Genomic DNA, 20,091 nt, shown 5'->3' with positions numbered 1-20,091 from the left:
GTACAACTTTTACAGTATATAAATGCAAATTTTGAAAATCAGACTTACATCATCCATTCAATAGGCAGTCTCGAAACAGTATCCATCATAAAACGCTGAAAACGGCTAGTCCCGGGTTCATTCTGATGTTCTATCACTTTGCCGTCCTTTTTCTGTTCTAACCAGACAATGTTACCTTTTTGATCTAATTTGAGCTTATAAGCAATCTGGGGAAGGTGCTTATCGAGATTTAATGTAATCTGTTTTTGTAAAGCTTCAGATTCAATCACCAAGCCTACTTCTGTATTCAGATTAACTGAACGTGGATCAAAATTGAATGAGCCAATAAAAACCTTGCCGTCTACATCAAAAAATTTAGCATGCAAACTGGAACTGTTCTTGCCTTTGGAGGGTATTACGTTACCGGTGGCGACTTCATACCAAGTACGACGCTTTCGCTCCTGATAAGGCTTAAATTCATAAAGCTGTACACCATGTTCAAGCAGACTTTTACGGTACTTTCCGTAAAAGGCATGGACCAAAGCAACATCATTGGCTGGCAGAGAATTGGTTAGAATTCTGACATTAATTCCATTTTTAGAAATATTAGAAAGGTACTTCTGGCCGATTTCTGTAGGTACAAAATAAGCTGAAACCAGTTCAAGATGGTTTTTAGGCTCACCCAATATAGAAATCATCTGGTTATAAATCAGTTCATTGCCAGTTGCTAGTCCTTTAATTTTCTTGGGAGAGTCTGCTACAAAATATGCTTTGGCCCAGTTGATCGGGCGTTCCTGCAAATATTGGTTAATCAGTTCCTGAGCCTGAGAAATCCGTTCTTCCGTCGGGTTGCGAGAATTTTCAATCAGGTCATATTCTTTACGTAATGCAATTAACTGGTCAACCGTACCGAAACCGAGCAGCTGTTGTGATGAGTAGCTCAATTCATGCAGCCAAAATTCTGCAAATACTTGGTTAGCCTGCTCAACAGCTTTACCAGAAAACAGAATGTCCATGTCGGTAAACTGGAATTCCTGACTCGCATCAAAGTATTCGCGGCTAATATTCCGTCCACCTGTTACGGCCATGACTCCATCAGCAATAATAAGTTTATTATGCATACGCTGATTGACATATTTCATGCGAAAAAAATAGTCCAATACCCGCAAATGCCGGTATTTGTAAGGATTAAATATTTTAATTTCAAAATTTGGATGCAGACTGAGTACTTTTAAGGTCGGGTCGAGCTGTGTACCATTCTGATCATCAATTAAAAGCTTTATTTTTACACCACGATCAGCTGCTCTTAGGAGTTCAGCAAACATCAGGTGCCCAATAAAATCATTATTCCAGATATAATACTGTAATTCTAAAGTATTTTTTGCATTACGAATCAGGTGGATACGTGATGCTATACTACTAAATGCATCTTCCATGGCCAAATAGGCAGTGAGTCCCTGTCGGATTTTTTCGTCTTTAGCATCATCATTAATCCAGGGGCGAGAAGGCGTATGTTTATGCTCCGTATATTCCGAGATATTGGGAGGGAGCTCACAGCCAGTTAAACCCGTCAATGTCATACCAATAATTATACCTTTCAGATGATTATCTAATTGCATTTTAATTATGTGTCACGTATCTCTTTCACATTTAAGATAACATCATGCCTGAGTAAATACTTGAATGTTTTAGCGTATTAGAGTTACTGTTAGGTATTAATTTTTCAGTCAGCCTTACAGATTACAGGATGAAAATGTAATGAAATCACGTGCAGCAGTCGCATTTGGGCCAGGTCAGCCCCTGGAAATTGTTGAAATAGATGTTGCTCCGCCAAAAGCTGGTGAAGTACTGGTTAAAATTACACACACTGGTGTATGCCATACTGATGCTTTTACTTTATCAGGTGAAGATCCGGAAGGCGTTTTTCCAGCGGTTCTAGGGCATGAAGGTGGTGGTATTGTAGTTGAGGTCGGAGAAGGGGTTACTTCGGTGAAGCCAGGTGATCATGTTATTCCGCTCTATACTGCAGAATGTGGCAAGTGCAAATTCTGTACTTCAGGCAAAACTAACCTGTGCCAGGCAGTTCGTGCAACTCAAGGTAAAGGCTTAATGCCGGATGGTACCACCCGCTTTTCTTATAATGGTGAGCCTATTTATCATTATATGGGTACGTCTACATTCAGTGAATACACTGTAGTAGCAGAAATCTCTCTCGCTAAAATTGATCCGGAAGCCCCACTTGAAAAAATGTGCCTGCTCGGATGTGGTGTAACGACAGGAATCGGTGCAGTGCATAATACGGCAAAAGTTGAAGAAGGTGCGACTGTCGCGATTTTCGGTTTAGGTGCAATTGGTCTGGCAGCTATTCAGGGTGCAGTGCAAGCCAAAGCTGGCCGTATTATTGCAATTGATATTAATCCGGACAAGTTTGCATTGGCTCAGGAAATGGGCGCGACTGATGTTGTCAATCCGAAAGACTATAGCAAGCCTATCCAAGAAGTCATTGTTGAGATGACTGATGGAGGGGTTGACTATAGCTTTGAATGTATTGGTAACGTAGACATCATGCGTGCTGCACTGGAATGCTGCCATAAAGGCTGGGGCGAGTCAGTTATTATTGGTGTTGCCGGCGCCGGTCAGGAAATACGCACCCGTCCATTCCAGCTGGTAACAGGCCGGGTATGGCGTGGTTCGGCTTTTGGTGGCGTCAAGGGCCGTACCCAGCTACCAGGTATGGTACAGCAGGCAATGCGTGGTGAAATTAAAATTGATCCATTCATCACGCATAATTTACCTTTGAGTAAAATTAATGAAGCTTTTGATTTACTGCATGAGGGTAAATCTATCCGTACAGTGATTCATTTTTAGTTCTAGGCAAACCTAAACTTTATAATCTAAAAAATAAAAAACCGGGAACTTTCCCGGTTTTTTATTTATTTGAAATTAAACAGTGACTAAGCTCTTTTTCAAAACAGCAGCCATTGCTTCAGCCACATAATAAATATTTTTCTGGTTCAGGCCTGCAACACACATACGTCCGCTTCGAACCAGATAAATACCGTATTTTTCCTTAAGCAGATCGACTTGTTCAGCAGTCAACCCGGTATAACTAAACATACCGTTCTGGTTTACCAGGTAGCTAAAGTCTTGATCTGGTAATGCACGACTTAATTCATCTTTTAGAATCTGACGCATTTTCTGGATACGGGTACGCATACCTTCAACTTCAGTCAGCCAAAGGGAGTGCAGTTCTTCATCATTGAGCACATTTTCAACCAGTAATGCACCAGTTGTAGGAGGGCTAGAGTAAATACGGCGAACAGTAGCCTTGAGCTGGCCCAGAACGCGCTGAGCTGTTTCTTGGTCGTCACAGACAAAGGAAAGTCCGCCAACGCGTTCACCATATAGCGAGAAAATCTTGGAAAATGAATTGCTGACAATAAAGTTCATTCCTGCCTGATCCAGTGCACGAATCAGATAAGCATCTTCTTGCATGCCGTGGCCAAAGCCCTGATAGGCGATGTCCAAAAACGGAATCAGGTTTCCTGTTTTTAATACTTCAATCACCTGATCCCACTGTGCAGGAACAAGATCGGCGCCAGTCGGGTTATGACAGCATGGATGCAATAATACGATACTTTGTTCTGGCAGTTGCTTTAAGGTATCTAGCATACCCGCAAAGTCCACACCACGGGTTTCAGCATCAAAATATGGATAGTAATGTGTATTGATACCTGCACCATTGAAGATGGCTACATGATTATCCCAAGTTGGATTACTTACCCAGATTTCAGACTCAGGAAAGTATTTCTTAAGGAAATCTGCACCTACTTTAAGAGCACCTGATCCGCCTAATGTTTGAATTGTAGCAACACGTCCCTGAGCTCGAGCCGGACTGTTTTCAGTAAACAGCAAGTTTTGAATGGCTTCACGGTAAGGTTTGAAGCCTTCCATTGGCAGGTACAGTTTGGTCGTATCGTTCAGCTTGGCAATATGCTTGTACGCTGTTTTAATGGCTTCGAGCTGTGGCACAATACTGTCTTCATTATAATAAAGTCCAATACTCAGGTTTACCTTGTCTGTACGGGCATCCGTATTGAACTCTTCCATTAGAGACAGAATCGGATCACCCGGATAAGGATTTACATGCTCAAACATTCAATTACTTCCTTAAGTCGTACAGCCTTCTAACTGTACTCTGTTAAAAACTGCTCCAGTCCATCATCCATGTTCTGGAGGGGATTTACTGGCTCAGGTGTCAGTTTCCAGAACCATATTATGACGTTGAAGTGCCTTGCGCTTTTTAATCTGATAGGCGATCAGCAGGCACAACAGCCATCCTGGGATCATCATAACTGCAATACGCATATCTGGCGTCATTATCATAATGCCTAAAATACCAATCATAAAGACTATACAGAGATAGTTTGTGAATGGATAAGCCAAACTTGGAAATTGCGTGGTTTTGTTTTCACGTATCATCTGTTTGCGGAATTTTAAGTGAGTGATAAAAATGACCATCCAGTTAATAACGATCGCAGCAACAACCAGCATCATCAGCAGACTAAACGCTTTCTCTGGAAACATGTAATTGAGCAGCACACAGAGCAGGGTAACAAAAGCAGAAATCAGTACGGCCGGCACCGGAATACCATTTTTGTTAATTTTACTCAAAAACTCAGGTGCATTACCCTGTTTGGCCAGACCGAGCAGCATGCGACTGGTACAGTAACTGGTACTGTTATAAACAGAAACTGCTGCTGTCAGTACTACAAAATTCAGTACAGTCGCAACTCCCTGACTGTTAAGAGAATCAAAAATCAGCACAAACGGACTGCCGCCTTCGGCCATTTTGTTCCATGGAAATAGCGATAAAATTACTACGAGAGTACCGATATAAAAAATTAGGATACGGTAGACAATCTGGTTAATAGCTTTAGGCAAGGTTTTCCCGGGTTCGTGCGTTTCTGCTGCAGCAATACCGACAAGTTCAATACCACCAAAAGCAAACATGATTACAGCCATGGCCATAACCAGACCACTGATGCCGTTCGGAAAAAACCCACCTAGTGCCCAAAGATTGCTGATGGTCGATTGTGGTCCTGCGCTACCGGTAGTGAGCAGATAGCTACCGAAGCCGATCATACAAATGATCGCCACCACCTTGATAATAGCGAGCCAGAATTCCATTTCACCAAAAAATTTGACATGAAGCAGGTTAATGCCGTTGATCAGAATAAAAAAGCCTAAGGCGGTCATCCAGGTTGGAATTTCAGGCCACCAGTAGTGGATATAAAGACCAATTGCACTGAGTTCTGCCATACACACCAGTACGTTCAGTACCCAGTAATTCCACCCAGACATAAATCCTGCGAATTTTCCCCAGTACTTGTAAGCAAAATGACTAAATGAACCGCTTACCGGTTCTTCTACAATCATTTCACCTAACTGGCGCATCATCAGGAAAGCAATCAGTCCTGCTATTGCATAGCCCAGAATAACTGAGGGGCCGGCCATTTTAATTGTTTGAGAAATTCCCAGAAATATACCGGTACCGATTGCTCCTCCAAGAGCAATCAGCTGAATATGACGATTCTTTAAACCTGCGTTTAAATCACCTTGTTGAGGATTATCCATATGATCCTTTCTTCCTTGTGTTTTTCGCATTCGTAATAATTTTATACTTAATTACGTATAACATAATTTAAACCTTGAGAACATAGCCGATTTTTTAAATTTTTGACTGAAAAGTCTAGTTATATTGTTGGGTTAGCCATTATATAAAAATAAGTTATTGTTTTAATAAATAAAAATTATTCATAAATTTTATTCTAATTGCCGTTGAGCCTGTATCTTTATATGGCATGAGAAAAGTTACTCAACGCTAAATTTTTTCTTTTGGCCAAGTCTGTAATGAGCTAAAACATTCAGCTTTAAAGAAGAAAACTATATTTTTCAGTTTTTTCCAGCTTTGTCGGGCTTGGTGATTGCTAAAAAATAATGAACTCTCTATGATCAGGCAGGCTGAAACTTGCTAAAGTCTCAGCATGAAAAACCGGAATAGACGAGCGAAGACGGATATTTAAAAAGGATGAAAAGGGTTAAAACATGAGTGAAGAAAAGGTCTCTGGTGGTGTTCAGTCTCTAGAAATAGGGCTACACGTATTCAATTCACTGGTAGAACATAATAACCCCATCATGCTGAAAGACCTTTCACACAAACTCGGCATGCATCCTGCTAAAGTCCACCGTTATCTGGCCAGTCTGATACGCATGAATTATGCCAGACAGCTTGAAGATGGCCAGTATGGCCTTGGTGAACAAGCATGGCGTCTAGGTTTACGTTGTATCCAGCATACGGACACCTTGCAACTGGTTCAAAGCCAGATTTATGAAATGCAGGGCAAAATCGGTTCAAGTATTCAGATTAGTAAATGGTCGCCGCGGGGCCCTCTGGTTGTCCAGTCAATTGAATCGTTGCATCCGGTATCGATCGTGACGCGTGTAGGCTCAATCATGCCATTAGTCAACTCTGCTGCGGGCCGGATCTATGCGTCTTACTTGCCTGAACATCTGGTGCGGCCACTTATGGAAGAAGAGTGGAAAAAACATACCTCATCAAATAAAACACTTTCCCCTAAAAATTGGGAAGAGTTCTTAATATTAAAGAATCAGATACAGGCACAAAAAATGTCGGTGGCACAAGGTGATCTTCTGACCGGGATTAATGCAGTTGGTTTACCTATTTTTAATACTTACAATGCTATCGAGTTTTGTATTGTGGTAATTGATAGTGAAGATATGCTGCCCATTCAAGCGAACCATGAAAAAATTATATTTTTAAAGCAGATGGCCGAATCAATTAACCAGTACATCCGTGAAAGATAACTAACTGGTTAAAGACAAGAAGGCGCTATTAGAGCGCCTTCTTGATTTTATAAAAATATCAAAAAATGCAGGGAAAAACTCCTGCATTCTCTAAACATAGGGATTATAAATTAATCAGTTACACTGAGTACACCACGTTTAATCTGATCGCGTTCAATTGATTCAAACAGGGCTTTGAAGTTGCCTTCACCAAAACCGTCGTCATCTTTACGCTGAATAAATTCAAAGAAGACTGGTCCGATCATATTCTCAGAAAAGATCTGAAGTAGAAGACGTTTTTCGCCGTCTTTAGTATTACCATCTAGTAAAATGCCACGTTTTTTCAGCTCTTCTGTTGGTTCACCATGATTTGGTAAACGCTCAGGCAGCATTTCATAATAGGTTTCTGGTGGCGCCGTCATGAACTTGGCTCCTAAGTCATGTAGCTTATCCCAAGTCGAAACCAGATCATCTGTGATGAATGCAATATGCTGGATACCTTCACCATTAAAGTCAGCCAGGAATTCGGCAATCTGGCCATTTCCTTTATCACTGTCTTCATTTAATGGAATACGAATCATGCCATCTGGAGCAGTCAGGGCTTTTGATGTTAAGCCAGTGTATTCGCCTTTAATATCGAAATAGCGGATTTCCTGGAAGTTGAAAATCTTTTCATAGAAATTAGCCCAGTATTCCATACGGCCTTTATAAACATTATGGGTCAAATGATCAATTTCATTTAGACCAGTTCCAACCGGATTTGCATCTACACCTTCTAGGAACTCAAAGTCACTCTGGTAAATATCCCGATCAATCAGGAAAATTGGCATACCACCAATCCCTTTAATCGCCGGGATATTCAGTTCCATTGGACCTACCTTGTTTAGCATTGGTTCAGCGCCCAGCTCAAGCGCCTTTTTATAAGCCTTTGCAGCATCTTTAGTTTTAAAACCCATAGCACAGGCAGAAGGGCCATGCTCATTAAAGAAATAAGATGCGTATGATTCTGGCTGATAGTTTAAAATAATATTGATATTGCCTTGGCGCCATAAATAAACATTCTTAGACTTGTGGCGGGCTACTTTAGTAAAACCAATCGTTTGAAACACCTGATCTAGTTCACCATCCTTCGATACGAATTCAATGAAAGCAAATCCGCAGAGTTCTAAAGGATTTTCTAAAACGTTCATACAACTTCCTCTTGTTGTGTTCAAAAGCCTGTTCAGCTTTTGCCTTCTACCTGAAATTATTTTTAATTCTGAACATGAATCCGGATTGGAAATATAGAAATACTCAAATATGTTTTTCTACTCTTAAGCATCCGAGCCTGTTACAGAGTTAAAATTTTTAGTGAAATTTTCAGAATGTCCCATAATTAATTCTATTGCTTATTTCCATGCCCTAGATAAATTACAGACTACATCCCATTTGTTTCAATGATACTCAAAACAAAAAGTTATGCAATACATAATTAAATTATGTAGTCTGTAATTTGGGCAATAATTATATAAGTTCATGTTGAGGCAAAACAGGCTAAAAATTCTTCCTTATAGAGTTTATCAATTGTTTTATCTAGGTTTTATTCATTAAATCTTAATCATAAATAGAAGTTTATTTAATAATAAATAATTTTTTTAGTTTAAGTTCTTGTCAAAGAAACAATGTACGCGTATTTTAGAAAATAGATATTTTCTCAAACATTGGTACAAGATGTTAAAGCAACCTGAACTTATGAACGCATATTATTATTTCTGGCAGTTTAAATGATTGCCTGAATGCGTTCGGGCAAATAAAGGTTGCCCATCAAAATTAAAACCTGATCGGCAAACCTGATCAGGTTTTTTTATGTCTTATAGATTGATAATTATGGAGCTTCCCTCATGTATACATTTAACTTTACTTATTTTGGCAATTTTTATTGGTTTTATTTTGGCCCGCACATGCAATCGCTTAGATCTCTTACGCTCAAATAAATCATCGGACTGAAATAAACAGTCCAGAGGAATAACCAATGAATGCTCTCAATACTGCTTTAAACCAATCGGCTACAACAGAAAAAACTTTAAGCCTGCCTCATCAATTAAAAGCACAATATTCTTTATCTCCTGCATTAGCCCGGCAAGTTGCTGAGCATCGTACAACTATACAAAATATTCTTTCAGGCGAAGACTCTCGTCTTATGGTAATTACAGGACCTTGTTCTATTCATGATCCGGTTGCTGCACTCGAATATGCCCAAAAATTAAAACAGCTCCAAACTAAAATTTCAGACCAGATTTTTCTGGTCATGCGCGCTTATATTGAGAAACCTCGTACTACGGTCGGCTGGAAAGGGTTTTTATATGATCCACATTTAAATGGTTCTTCAGACTTGCAGTCAGGCTTAGAGCAATCCAGAGCTTTATATCTGCAACTCATCAGTATGGGTTTACCTATTGCGAGCGAAATTTTAAATCCGATGGCTACGGCATATTTTGATGACCTATTGGCTTGGGGAGCCATTGGCGCACGAACCAGCGAATCACAAATTCATCGAGAAATATCCAGCCATATGCCGTACAGCATTGGTTTTAAAAATGGTACCGATGGTTCAATTCAAATCGCACTAGATGCCATACAGTCAGCCAGAAACTCCCATCAGTTCATGGGTATGAGCCAAAATGGCTTACCTTGTATGTTAAACAGTCTGGGTAACAAGTTACCACATTTGATATTACGTGGTGCAAATTCAGGCCCTAATTATGACCTTGCATCAATTGAACGGATACGTGCCTGTCACAAAGCTGTGCTTCCACCTTTAGTTATTGATTGCAGTCATGGCAACAGTTCTAAAAATCCTTTATTACAGACCTCAGTACTCCAGCAAATTATTGCTGAGCGTAGTGAAACTGATGTACGGGGAGTAATGCTGGAAAGCCATCTTGTAGATGGAAACCAAGCAATCTCCTGTAATATGATATATGGTCAGTCAGTCACAGACGGTTGCTTGGGATGGGATAAGACATCTGCCTTGTTGCTTTCTGTTGCAGAGCAGATGCGCTATGAATGTGTAGTATAAAATATAAATAAGAGCAGGGGCCCGTATACTTAAAGAATACGGGCTATATCTGTAAATTTAGGGTTGTAGGGGGTTCTGTCTGTCTACAACAATCTTATAAAATATCAAGCTTAAAGCGATAATAAAAGCACAAAGCAGGTACATCACCGTATAGCCGTACAATGCAACTACATAGCCTAGTAATACAGCCCCTAATGCTATCCCTGTATCATATAAAGTAAAGAAGGTTGAAGTCGTATGGCCAATACGATATCTAGGCGAACGCTGGATTGCCAAAGTTTGTAAACAGGGCTGAAGTGAGCCGAAACCCATACCGATAAATATTGCACTGATCATTAGACCGGTTAAAGTTTCAATCTGGCTAAGAAGTATCAAACCGATAATAAAAAGAATGATAGATGGATAAATAATGATATTTGGGCCTTTAATATCATACAGTCGGCCAGTAAATGGACGAATACTCATCATAGCCACAGCAAATACTACAAAAAACAATCCAGCAGAGCTGAGTAAGCCTTTAGTTTCAGCAAAAGTTGAAATATAAGACATAATACTAGAGTAACCAAATGCCAGGAGCATAACCATCAGGGAAGCGGGTAAAGCACGTTTTTCAACAAAATCCTGTAAGCTGATTTTCTTTTTCTCAGTAACTTCAGGTGATTTTTTAATTTCGCGAATGGGGATAAGCAGGCAGAAAGCAAAGCCTAGACAAATAATGGTTGCTAAAATCAGCGCGACGGTAGTGTAGCCTAATGGTTGAATCAAGCTAAGCCCTAAAAGTGGACCCAGCACCAGCCCCAAGTTTATTGACATAATAAAATAGCCCATGCCTTCGCCTTTACGTTTTTCTGGAATGAAGTCATTGGCAATCGGTACACAAACCGTAGTAAGAATACTAAACCAGATACCATGCAGAAAACGGATAACCAGCAGAACACTAAGATTGTCTGCCAGAAGATAAGCGAATGAAAAAAGACAAAAAATCAGCTCAGAAACTAAAAAGGTCTTTTTCTTGCCAAATTTTTCAATGATTAAGCCACTAAATGGTCGCACTACAATAGAAGAGACCATAAATAGAGTCATGGCTAAACCAGCCTGAGCTACAGTACCATTCAGGTCACTTATAATATAAACGGGTAGTACTGCAGTTTGTGCGAAATAAAATATGAACAAAAACATGTTATTGAATAAGCAAAAAATAAAGAACTTATTCCATAACTGAGAGGAGTCTATGGATGCCATGATAAACCTATAATAACCGGGAGAGCATGACTTGAGACGTAGAGAAATTGATATTTTTTATAATAGGAAAAGAGGGAGATAAATAAAAAGTAAATACGTCATAAAGTCATATAACCTGTAAATTATAAGTGAAAGTATGTAAATTGTATAGAGACGATGAACTAAAGCAAGATTATGAGAAATAGCGATTAAGCTACATATGATATATAAATACAAAAACAGCTTCTTCTACAGTGTATGAGTGAATCTCAAGTTATGTAAAAGAAGCTGATGAAATTAATTTTTAAAGTCCAGCTTCATAAGCTGTATTAGAAAGTAATGTGTCTACATCTTGCATATTATCTGGACGAATTTTATAGATCCATCCCTTACCATACGGATCTTCATTGATAAAGTCTGGATCATCTTCAAGTGCAGAATTGATTTCTACAACTGTGCCTGAAACTGGTGCATGAATATCAGAAGCAGTTTTTACGGATTCGACCACACCAGCCTGTGCACCTGCTGTAATCTGACTGCCAACCTCTGGCATTTCTACATAGACCAGGTCACCTAAAGCATCTTGAGCGTGGTCGGAAATACCAGTAACCACAAGATCACCTACAATTTTTACCCATTCATGTGTACTTGCATACTTCAGTTCCGAAGGATGATTCATGCCGATTCCTCAAAAAGTTTTAAAGCATTTTTGCTTTGTGTTATACAGGTTTTTGTTTAAAAACTAAAGTCTATAAATACGGATCTTTACGCCAATTACTAGGACTGCGGCCGCTCCAGCGCTTAAAGGCACGGCTAAAATTGGCAACGTCAGAATAGCCCAGCTCGTCGGCAATCTGTTCAAGGGTATAGTCAGTCCGTGAGAGAAGTGATGTAGCATGCCGGTAGCGCACTTCATCAACCAGACTAGAAAAAGAGGTGCCCTCAGCAGCCAGCTGGCGTTTTAAGGTACGGTCTGACATATGCAACCGATCGGCCACGCTTTCTATACTAAGATAGTGCTGTTCTGAATGAGTGAGGATATCACGCACCCGCATGGCCAGACGTCGGCGTTCACCCAAAGCAGAAAGTTCAGCTTCACACTGGTTAATTGCGATTTGACTGGCAATCGGGTCAGCATTAACCATCTGTAAACCCAGAAACTTTTTATCAAAGCTGGAAAGTATGTGTGGCTGATTAAAACGGAAATGATGTGAAGGCATTTTGGCTAAATAGCGGTCAAATCCTTCAGGTTTGGCAAAATCAAAATCAATTTCTCCTTCAAGGTTATTAATGCCAGTAATAGCCTTGGCCATACTGATAATACCAATAGTCAGGGCAAGAATAATTTCGGTCCTTAAAGGTTCAAGTTGTATGTCACACTGTAATTGCAGGGTTGCCTTATCACCAAAAGTAGAAAAATAAAGCTGTAGAAAGGGCATACGAAGTTGAATAAAACGTGCAGCAAGAACCAGGGCTTCAGATATATTGCTGGCTGTCATGATTGCATAGCCAATAAAGCCATGAATTGAAATTCGCATTTGGGTACCAAGATGGTAGCCTAAAGATTGCTCGCCTGTAATTTTTAAGGCATGTTTTATCAGTTCGTTGGCAAGAGGAGTTGGAATACGGTAATCCGGGTGTGCGAGCTGTTCACTACTAAAATGAAAGGGGGCAAATAAAGTCTCTGCGCTATAGCCCCAGCGTGACACCACATCTAGCAATAACAGGCCATATACCCCTGGAATACCCACATCTTGCCGGGATGAAATTATCTCCATGCGCTATCCATTGCTCTCATGCTTTCCAACGTGCTGTTTACATCTTGGCATGAAATTAAACTTTAAACTAGAAGAATTGTTGGACAAATCAGTTGCTTAATTTTCAATTGCTGCTTTTTTAAATACTACTATTTTTGTAGTAGAGATTAATAGGAGATCCTGAAATTGGTTATAAGCCTGAGTGACATAAGTAACAATACCCCGATCATTTTTAGTTCTGGATGGAATGATTGCTGTAATTTCGACTTCAACATGAATGAGATCTCCCGGTCTGGTAGGCTTGGGCCAACGTAAACTGGTTTCGGTACCAATTAAACCGCCTGCTACCGGAAAGCACTCTGTCCATAAATGCATGGTAATTGCAGAGGTGTGCCAGCCACTTGCGGCCAGACCTTGAAAAACAGGATGCCGGCTTGCTTGCTCTTCATCCAGATGAAAAACCTGTGGATCATATTGAGTGGCAAATTTTTTGATTTCTTCAGCAGTCATTTCATATTCACGGCTGACAAAACGATCACCAATGTGCAAATCTTCCAGATAAAGCATTATTCTGTGTCCTCAACTTTCTTTGGTATTTGCTGTTCAACTAAAAAGCCACCAGTTTGACGTTGCCATAGTTGAGCATAAATACCATTTTGCTGAATCAGTTGCTCATGAGTACCCTGTTCAGCGATCCGGCCCTGATCCAGTACAATTAAACGGTCCATCTGGGCGATGGTCGAAAGCCTGTGAGCAATTGCAATGACTGTTTTTCCAGTCATAAGAGCGTCTAGACTTGACTGAATGGCAGCTTCGACTTCAGAATCCAGTGCACTGGTAGCTTCATCTAAAATCAGAATAGGTGCATCTTTTAAGAATACGCGGGCAATTGCAATACGTTGACGCTGTCCACCTGAGAGCTTGACACCACGTTCACCCACCTGCGCATCATAGCCCCGACGCCCCCCCAGATCAGTTAACTGAGGAATAAAGGTTTCTGCCTGAGCTTTACGTACAGCTTCATACATTTCCTCATCAGTTGCATCTGGCCGGCCATATTTAATATTTTCTGATACGCTACGGTGTAGCAGAGAAGTATCCTGAGTAACCAAAGCAATATTAGCGCGCAGGCTGTCCTGAGTTACATTCTGGATATCTTGGCCATCTATTAAAATACGGCCATTTTGAATGGTATAAAACCGCAGCAACAATTGAATAAGGGTTGACTTACCTGCGCCAGAACGGCCAACAATCCCGATTTTTTCACCTGGCCGAATGGTAAGATTCAACTGATCAATTACATTTTTTTCATTATAAGCGAAAGATACATTATCAAAACGAATTTCACCCGCAGTTACTTTTAATGGCTTGGCATCTTTTTTATCCTGTATTTCTACCGGTCTGCTTAAAGTTCCCATTCCATCCTGAATTGTTCCGATATTCTCAAAAAGGGCAGAAATTTGCCACATGATAAAGAATGCCATACTGTTAAGCTTCATAATCATGGCTGTGGTTGCGGCAACCACTCCAAGACCGGCTTTACCTTCTACCCATAGATGAATGGCTGTTCCCAATACACCTAGAAAAAGTACAGCACTCAGCATATTTACACTGATTTCAAATTTAGCTCCAAGACGCATTTGCCGATATACTGTCACCATAAATTCCATCATGGACTCTTTGGCATAACGACTTTCACGGCCGGCGTGTGCAAATAGCTTGACAGTCTGAATATTGGTATAGGCATCTGTAACACGTCCAGTCATGACAGCACGGGCATCAGCTTGCTGTTTTGACACTTTACCCAGGCGTGGAATAAAGTAGTAAGCTGCGATCATGAACAGAACTAACCAGACGAGTAGGGGTATCATTAGAACAGGTGAAATACCTATAAACACAATACTGATCGTAGTGAAATAGACCACTACGTAGGCCATCATGTCGCCTAAAATAACCCAGAATTCTCGTACTGCTAACGCTGTTTGCATGACCTTGGCAGATAAGCGCCCGGCAAAATCATTATGAAAAAAATCGAGACTTTGCTGTAAAAGAAAATTGTGAAAACGCCAGCGCAGACGCATTGGAAAATTGCTATATAAAATCTGATGCTTAACAATAGACTGCATACTGGCAAAGAGGATGTTGGCAAACAGAAAGCTGGCCAGAATCAGCAGATTGGTTTCATGATTTACATAAAAAGTATCAGGTTGGCTTGTACCTAGCCAGTCAACCAGTTGTCCTATTTTCGAATAGAGTAAAGCCTCAAAGCTTGCGGCGCCCGCAGTTACAAGGACTAATAAAAAAATATAAGGACGCAAGCCTTTAGTGGCTTGCCAGATAAATGGAAAAAACCTTCTTGGTAATGATTCGTAAAGACCTTCAGTGGGATAGGCATCGACACGCTTTTCGAACCACTTCAACATTATTTTTTCCTCTGAATACAATATATTAACTAATATAAGTTTAATTCAATTTATAGGAGAGATAGAGATTGATCAATCATTAATTTAGCCATATTCCGCCATATAATAATATTCAAAATATGAGTTTTTTAGCCGTACTACACTTAATTTTACGCCATATAAGAGAAAAGATAATGGCGTAAATTGTGAATTCAACAGGAAAAACAGATATGAAAAAATTATTAGCTAGCGGTAGACTTGAAAAGCTGGTGCGATTTTGAAGGATAAAAAATCTGCTTGTAACTTTACCGGATTAATAAAATCAGGACTTGCTGAGCCGCTTATGTGTATACATCTGTTGATCTGCTTCTCTGATAGCAGCTGATAGACCAAAAGTCGGATGACGCATAGCCAGCCCGATTGAAGCACTAATCTTTGCCTTTTCAAAGGCCTGTGTAATGCGATTAACCAACGATTCAGCACCTGAATGATCATTTTCAATACTTAGTATGGTGAACTCGTCACCTCCTAAGCGGGCTAGAATATCATTATTACGTACATTATCACGCAATACGACAGCTGTCTTGCGAATTAACTCATCACCAGCCTCATGACCCAGATGATCATTAACAGTTTTAAGATTGTTGAGGTCTATCATAACCACAGCAGCAGGGTGACCTAATTGCTTGCAACGTTCTTCTTCTGCATTTATTAATTTATCCCAAGCCCGCCGGTTATATAAACCAGTCAAACCATCAATCATTGCTTCTACTTCAAGACGCTCACGTTGTCTGACCTGTTCAATTTCACGCAGTTCAGCCTGTAGAATCCGGCTTAAAAGCTCTCCAAAGACTTCGATCAGTTTTGCTTCTTGAACCAGTTCAGGCGCTTGCGGGTGAGGGTCAATCGCACAGAGTGTACCAAATAAATGACCATCTTCACTTACTAAGGGCTGTCCAATATAAGCCTGAATCTCTACCTGTTTCCTGATAGGAGCGTTTAGATATAAGGGTATATCATCAGAACGTGGTGCAATTCTTGGTGCATTACCTGTGACCATATGTGAACAGAAAGAATCTGCCCAGCGAAAAACTTGTCCAGGTTGAACATTATAGCCATGATCTTCACTCTGCAGCACGATCCAGTCATCGCCTTCAACCCGTGTAATCATCCATAGATTAAAACCGAAGCGGTCATGAAGATAACGTAAAACAGCCTGGCCTGCTTCCTCAAAGTTTTTCGAATATGAAATACCCATATAACCAGCCTTTATATCTCAAGATTTAACTTCTATAACCTTAATAGGGCGACCTTGACCAATTTTCAAGATTCCACTGCCACTGTTAAAATGAATCGATGTGTTTCCATTTTCCAGTCGTATACCATTTTTTGTTTTAACCCGCTTAAGATAATAAACAATGCCTCTCTGATCAGTAAGTTCCGCATTTTCGAAATTATTTGTGGTTTTGAGAGTGACTACTATATTATCAGGATCTATGAATTTGAGTACCTGTTCCTCTTCATTCATATTTATAACCTGTTTAGATGTCATCTGGGTAGCTACTATTTGATTTGGAGAGATTTGAACAGCATAGGATCTACTCCATATATAACTTAATAAAAGTAATGCTATAATAACATTTATATATCTCATGCTTTTATCTTCTCAATAATATAAAAATTAATAAAAGATATACAAAAATTCTAAATACTAAAAAGCATAAAATTAAATATTTGTCTATGAAGACTACTTTTTTGGTAAACAGATTTCAAAAAAATATATAATGAAGCATTATTAAACTTTAAATAAAAACTATTAATCTAAAAATATTTATTCCTTTTCTATATTAGATAATAAAAAAAATACAGAATAAAATATGAATATTGTATATAATAATATTTTTTTATTTTAAAAAATAAAATGATGAATAAATTCTTTCTTTTGTCTACTGTATTTTTCTGCTTAACAGGGTGCGCTTCTGTGTCTTATCCAGATCAGAATAGGATTGTAGAAGAAACAATTAGTTATTCTACGTCACGTTGTTTTGGTGCTTGTCCGGTATATTCTGTAACAATTCAGCCTAGTGGAGCTGTACATTTTAACGGAGAGCGGTTTACAAAAGTCGTCGGAGAGCAAGATATCATTGTTTCCCCTGGAATCTATAAAAAGCTTTCTAGTCAATTAAGCAGATATAAGCCCGCACCAGGAAAAGTAGAAAATAATTATAATTGTGTAAATAAAGCTACTGATCATCAAACGGTTAGTTTTGTATGGACGGATAAAAGTGGAGTAGAAACAAAGTTAGACCATTATATGGGGTGTATGAATTCATCTGATAAAAGTTTTAATCAATTTATCGAACAATTACCTGAAATGCTTGGAATTAATGATTTAATACGCTAAAAACAAAAACAATCTAAATTTATAAAAAATTAATCTTTTATGTAGGTTCTATTTATATAAAAGATTAATAAATATATATTTTTAAGATTAGTATTTTATAAATTTTAATATTAACAAGGTCTATAAAATAAAAATACTTTTTTATTTTCAAGTTTTATAGGGCAGTAAAACTGTACATAGAAAAATCTTATTTGATTATGAGACCTTGGACTTAAAAAAGCCTTTTATAAAAAATAGCCTAAGTACTATTTCTAATAATGAACCTGATTGCGGCCTGCAATTTTAGCCTGATAAAGTTTTGCATCAGCTATTTCAAAAACTTTTGCTACTTCTCTCGAAGTTTCTGGCCAGAATGCGATACCGATAGAAATTGTTATCGGGCCGATACCATCGGTTAAGGTATTTTCCATTTTCTTTCTTAAACGTTCAGCACTTTTATATGCGTTTTCTATATCAGCTTGAGGCATAAGCACAACAAATTCTTCACCACCATAACGACAGCATAAATCATTTTTCCTAAAGTTATTTAAAATATGTTGAGCCACTTGCTTTAAAATTCTGTCACCTTGAGCATGACCATAAGAATCATTAATCTTTTTAAAATAATCAATATCTATCAGTAAAACTGCAAAGTGAGTCTGGGTACGAGTCATTTCCTCAATAAAGATTTCTAGTCCTCTGCGATTAAAAAGGCCAGTAAGTGGGTCAGAGTTAATATGAAAATTCATTTCATCAATTTTATGACTAAACTTCTCTACACTGGAAAGTAGGGAAAATTTGAATTTTTGCACTTCGTAGTACCATGGTTTGATCGCCTTAATTTTCACTTCAGTTTCTGGCTGGTTTAAAGAGCTGGCAATTTTGGCGAGGTCATGAAGAGGAGAGGCTATAAAGGTAGAGGCCTTCCATACTAGATAAAAAATTAGGAGATAAAAAAGAAAAATTCCTGCAGACACTCTAGAAATAATTGATTTCGCGCGTTCAAGTAATTCATCTGTAGGCTGTTGTGAGACTACAATCCAATTAGTGGTGGGAATATGCGCGAAACCGACCAGATTCTTTACTCCCATACTGTTTACTAATTGAATTTTACCGTTCTTCTTTTTATTCATATAACTCAACCCTGTATTCCCGGTTATAGTTTGACCTATTCTTTTCATATCAGGGTGAAATATAATTTTATTATTCTGGTCTAATACATACATATAACTATTTCTATAACTGTATTGAATGGTCAGTAGCTCATTGATGATATTTTTTTCTTTCAGATAAATTGCTGCGCCTACATAGCCTTTGTAGACATGGTTATGGTCAAAGATAGGCTGGGAGATAAAAACAATTAAATTATTTTTAACTGAATAATATGGAGGAGAAACATAGGATTGCTTATTTTTCAGAGATTCTTGTGTTCCTAGTGACATTTGAACCTGCTGTTTGCTTAGGTTTAGATAATCAGGAGTATATTCAACAATAATTCCTTTAGAGTTACATATAACTACAGTATTGAAGTGATGTGATTGTCTCCTAAGACGATCAACTTCTGATGCTCTTACAGTTTCGTTGTTAAAAGACTTTCCTATAACTTCAGCACTATATTTGAGCTCATCCAAAGCTGTCTGAAATTGACCATCTGTGTTTAAAGCAATTTTAGAAGCATATTCATAATTAATTGAAAGTGAGTTTTCTATTAATTCCTGCTTGAGAATGCTATAGCTTATAAGGAGAGAAATAACAAATAAGGCGGAAACCGCTAAAATAGTTAAAATTAAAATTAATTTCCTTAAATTAAGCTTAAAGTAATTTTTTAAATTATAAGTGAGCATAGATGAGCTGACATTAAGGTAGAGTACATCTCTCATACTACTGTATTTAATATTACTAAATATTTATTCTTTGTTTCTATAAGTTAGACCATAGGCAGGCAGGATCAAAACAGTTCTCATAAATTTTATTATATTGCCAACACATATATAAGAGCGTAATTTATTTAGTTATACTGTAGTATAGTTAAGTTATTAAATTAAATCTGGCTATAAATTGTACTAGCTCAAACCTGATCTGACAGTTACCCATTTTTTATTGTGCCTGTCAGGTTAAATTTGAGCTAAATTTTTCTCAGCCCAAATTTGTTTTCCATCAAGTAAAGTTTCAAATGGTGTACGACCACAGCAGATTTTTCCTTGATGAGTCCGTTCAGTATTATAGAATTTCAGCCAGTCGTCTAGATCCGTCTGCAACTCTTCTAGCGTGCTATAAAGCTTTTTCCTAAATGTAATTTGATAAAACTCCTGCAGTATTGTTTTATGGAAGCGTTCACAGATCCCATTCGTTTGTGGTGAAGCTGCTTTTGTCTTCGTGTGATCAATGTCATTGAGCGCTAGATACAACTCATAGTCATGTTGT

Annotated in this window: 17 protein-coding genes; 4 read left to right on the top strand and 13 right to left on the bottom strand. The window is 38.6% G+C overall.

Going from position 1 to position 20,091, the window contains the following annotated elements; all coding sequences use genetic code 11:
* Nucleotides 1–44 precede the first annotated feature (44 nt).
* Nucleotides 45–1,598 carry a phospholipase D family protein gene (locus N518_RS0109755; RefSeq protein WP_005405002.1) on the bottom strand — a complete coding sequence of 518 codons (1,554 nt, stop codon included), beginning with the start codon at nucleotides 1,596–1,598 and terminating at the stop codon, nucleotides 45–47.
* Between the two features lie 139 nt (nucleotides 1,599–1,737).
* Here N518_RS0109755 and N518_RS0109750 point away from each other — a divergent pair, with 139 nt between their 5' ends.
* Nucleotides 1,738–2,847 (top strand): S-(hydroxymethyl)glutathione dehydrogenase/class III alcohol dehydrogenase, encoded by a 1,110-nt coding sequence (locus N518_RS0109750; protein ID WP_005014406.1) that lies wholly within the window; start codon nucleotides 1,738–1,740, stop codon nucleotides 2,845–2,847.
* Nucleotides 2,848–2,922: 75 nt separating this feature from the next.
* On the opposite strand, the gene N518_RS0109745 is transcribed toward N518_RS0109750, so the two are convergent.
* Nucleotides 2,923–4,137 carry an aromatic amino acid transaminase gene (locus N518_RS0109745; RefSeq protein ID WP_005405003.1) on the bottom strand — a complete coding sequence of 405 codons (1,215 nt, stop codon included), beginning with the start codon at nucleotides 4,135–4,137 and terminating at the stop codon, nucleotides 2,923–2,925.
* Nucleotides 4,138–4,230: 93 nt separating this feature from the next.
* Entirely contained in the window at nucleotides 4,231–5,616 is a 1,386-nt protein-coding gene (locus N518_RS0109740) for an amino acid permease (protein ID WP_026444188.1), read from the bottom strand.
* Between the two features lie 471 nt (nucleotides 5,617–6,087).
* Between N518_RS0109740 and N518_RS0109735 the strand changes: the two genes are divergently transcribed.
* The gene (locus N518_RS0109735) at nucleotides 6,088–6,867 is read left to right on the top strand and encodes an IclR family transcriptional regulator (RefSeq protein ID WP_005014399.1); all 780 of its coding nucleotides are present in this window, start codon (nucleotides 6,088–6,090) and stop codon (nucleotides 6,865–6,867) included.
* 110 nt (nucleotides 6,868–6,977) lie between these two features.
* On the opposite strand, the gene hppD is transcribed toward N518_RS0109735, so the two are convergent.
* On the bottom strand, nucleotides 6,978–8,036 hold the full coding sequence (gene hppD / locus N518_RS0109730) for a 4-hydroxyphenylpyruvate dioxygenase (RefSeq protein WP_005014397.1): 1,059 nt from the start codon (nucleotides 8,034–8,036) through the stop codon (nucleotides 6,978–6,980).
* An 821-nt stretch (nucleotides 8,037–8,857) separates the two neighbouring features.
* Here hppD and N518_RS0109725 point away from each other — a divergent pair.
* The gene (locus N518_RS0109725; RefSeq protein WP_005025814.1) at nucleotides 8,858–9,904 is read left to right on the top strand and encodes a 3-deoxy-7-phosphoheptulonate synthase; all 1,047 of its coding nucleotides are present in this window, start codon (nucleotides 8,858–8,860) and stop codon (nucleotides 9,902–9,904) included.
* 57 nt (nucleotides 9,905–9,961) lie between these two features.
* Here N518_RS0109725 and N518_RS0109720 read toward each other — a convergent pair whose 3' ends face one another.
* The 7 genes from N518_RS0109720 to N518_RS0109690 all read right to left on the bottom strand — a co-directional run bounded on the left by N518_RS0109720 (nucleotide 9,962) and on the right by N518_RS0109690 (nucleotide 16,812).
* Nucleotides 9,962–11,146 (bottom strand): MFS transporter, encoded by a 1,185-nt coding sequence (locus tag N518_RS0109720; protein ID WP_005025815.1) that lies wholly within the window; start codon nucleotides 11,144–11,146, stop codon nucleotides 9,962–9,964.
* Between the two features lie 283 nt (nucleotides 11,147–11,429).
* Nucleotides 11,430–11,804, bottom strand: a complete 375-nt coding sequence (gcvH, locus tag N518_RS0109715; protein WP_005014391.1) for a glycine cleavage system protein GcvH — start codon at nucleotides 11,802–11,804, stop codon at nucleotides 11,430–11,432.
* Nucleotides 11,805–11,874: 70 nt separating this feature from the next.
* On the bottom strand, nucleotides 11,875–12,903 hold the full coding sequence (locus tag N518_RS0109710; RefSeq protein ID WP_005014389.1) for an AraC family transcriptional regulator: 1,029 nt from the start codon (nucleotides 12,901–12,903) through the stop codon (nucleotides 11,875–11,877).
* Between the two features lie 96 nt (nucleotides 12,904–12,999).
* Nucleotides 13,000–13,449, bottom strand: coding sequence for a MaoC family dehydratase (locus N518_RS0109705; RefSeq protein WP_026444187.1), 450 nt, complete (start codon nucleotides 13,447–13,449; stop codon nucleotides 13,000–13,002).
* A complete protein-coding gene (locus N518_RS0109700) occupies nucleotides 13,449–15,305 on the bottom strand; it encodes an ABC transporter ATP-binding protein (protein ID WP_005014384.1) in 1,857 nt (618 codons plus the stop codon). The genes N518_RS0109705 and N518_RS0109700 overlap by 1 nt, the downstream gene beginning before the upstream one ends.
* A 301-nt stretch (nucleotides 15,306–15,606) precedes the next feature.
* Nucleotides 15,607–16,542, bottom strand: a complete 936-nt coding sequence (locus tag N518_RS0109695) for a sensor domain-containing diguanylate cyclase (protein WP_026444186.1) — start codon at nucleotides 16,540–16,542, stop codon at nucleotides 15,607–15,609.
* Nucleotides 16,543–16,560: 18 nt separating this feature from the next.
* A complete protein-coding gene (locus tag N518_RS0109690) occupies nucleotides 16,561–16,812 on the bottom strand; it encodes an NADPH-dependent 7-cyano-7-deazaguanine reductase (protein WP_227548696.1) in 252 nt (83 codons plus the stop codon).
* A gap of 453 nt (nucleotides 16,813–17,265) precedes the next feature.
* Between N518_RS0109690 and N518_RS0109685 the strand changes: the two genes are divergently transcribed.
* Nucleotides 17,266–17,688, top strand: a complete 423-nt coding sequence (locus N518_RS0109685; RefSeq protein ID WP_010700138.1) for a DUF6438 domain-containing protein — start codon at nucleotides 17,266–17,268, stop codon at nucleotides 17,686–17,688.
* A 251-nt stretch (nucleotides 17,689–17,939) separates the two neighbouring features.
* Here N518_RS0109685 and N518_RS0109680 read toward each other — a convergent pair whose 3' ends face one another.
* Nucleotides 17,940–19,511: a sensor domain-containing diguanylate cyclase gene (locus tag N518_RS0109680; protein ID WP_017401124.1), complete on the bottom strand. Its 1,572-nt coding sequence runs from the start codon at nucleotides 19,509–19,511 to the stop codon at nucleotides 17,940–17,942.
* A 270-nt stretch (nucleotides 19,512–19,781) separates the two neighbouring features.
* Nucleotides 19,782–20,091: integrase core domain-containing protein (locus N518_RS16200; protein WP_034593883.1), on the bottom strand; the 310-nt coding region annotated here is incomplete at its 5' end.

It is taken from the genome of Acinetobacter sp. UNC436CL71CviS28 (assembly GCF_000620525.1).
Taxonomy (GTDB): Bacteria; Pseudomonadota; Gammaproteobacteria; order Pseudomonadales; family Moraxellaceae; genus Acinetobacter; species Acinetobacter radioresistens.
The sequence above is the reverse complement of the archived record's forward strand: the minus strand, read 5'-3'. Positions and strand labels throughout refer to the sequence as shown.

Coding starts and splice junctions, on each gene's coding strand:
- N518_RS0109755 (WP_005405002.1), bottom strand. CDS start 1,598: ATGCAATTAGATAATCATCTGAAAGGTATAATTATTGGTATGACATTG.
- N518_RS0109750 (WP_005014406.1), top strand. CDS start 1,738: ATGAAATCACGTGCAGCAGTCGCATTTGGGCCAGGTCAGCCCCTGGAA.
- N518_RS0109745 (WP_005405003.1), bottom strand. CDS start 4,137: ATGTTTGAGCATGTAAATCCTTATCCGGGTGATCCGATTCTGTCTCTA.
- N518_RS0109740 (WP_026444188.1), bottom strand. CDS start 5,616: ATGGATAATCCTCAACAAGGTGATTTAAACGCAGGTTTAAAGAATCGT.
- N518_RS0109735 (WP_005014399.1), top strand. CDS start 6,088: ATGAGTGAAGAAAAGGTCTCTGGTGGTGTTCAGTCTCTAGAAATAGGG.
- hppD (WP_005014397.1), bottom strand. CDS start 8,036: ATGAACGTTTTAGAAAATCCTTTAGAACTCTGCGGATTTGCTTTCATT.
- N518_RS0109725 (WP_005025814.1), top strand. CDS start 8,858: ATGAATGCTCTCAATACTGCTTTAAACCAATCGGCTACAACAGAAAAA.
- N518_RS0109720 (WP_005025815.1), bottom strand. CDS start 11,146: ATGGCATCCATAGACTCCTCTCAGTTATGGAATAAGTTCTTTATTTTT.
- gcvH (WP_005014391.1), bottom strand. CDS start 11,804: ATGAATCATCCTTCGGAACTGAAGTATGCAAGTACACATGAATGGGTA.
- N518_RS0109710 (WP_005014389.1), bottom strand. CDS start 12,903: ATGGAGATAATTTCATCCCGGCAAGATGTGGGTATTCCAGGGGTATAT.
- N518_RS0109705 (WP_026444187.1), bottom strand. CDS start 13,449: ATGCTTTATCTGGAAGATTTGCACATTGGTGATCGTTTTGTCAGCCGT.
- N518_RS0109700 (WP_005014384.1), bottom strand. CDS start 15,305: ATGTTGAAGTGGTTCGAAAAGCGTGTCGATGCCTATCCCACTGAAGGT.
- N518_RS0109695 (WP_026444186.1), bottom strand. CDS start 16,542: ATGGGTATTTCATATTCGAAAAACTTTGAGGAAGCAGGCCAGGCTGTT.
- N518_RS0109690 (WP_227548696.1), bottom strand. CDS start 16,812: ATGAATGAAGAGGAACAGGTACTCAAATTCATAGATCCTGATAATATA.
- N518_RS0109680 (WP_017401124.1), bottom strand. CDS start 19,511: ATGCTCACTTATAATTTAAAAAATTACTTTAAGCTTAATTTAAGGAAA.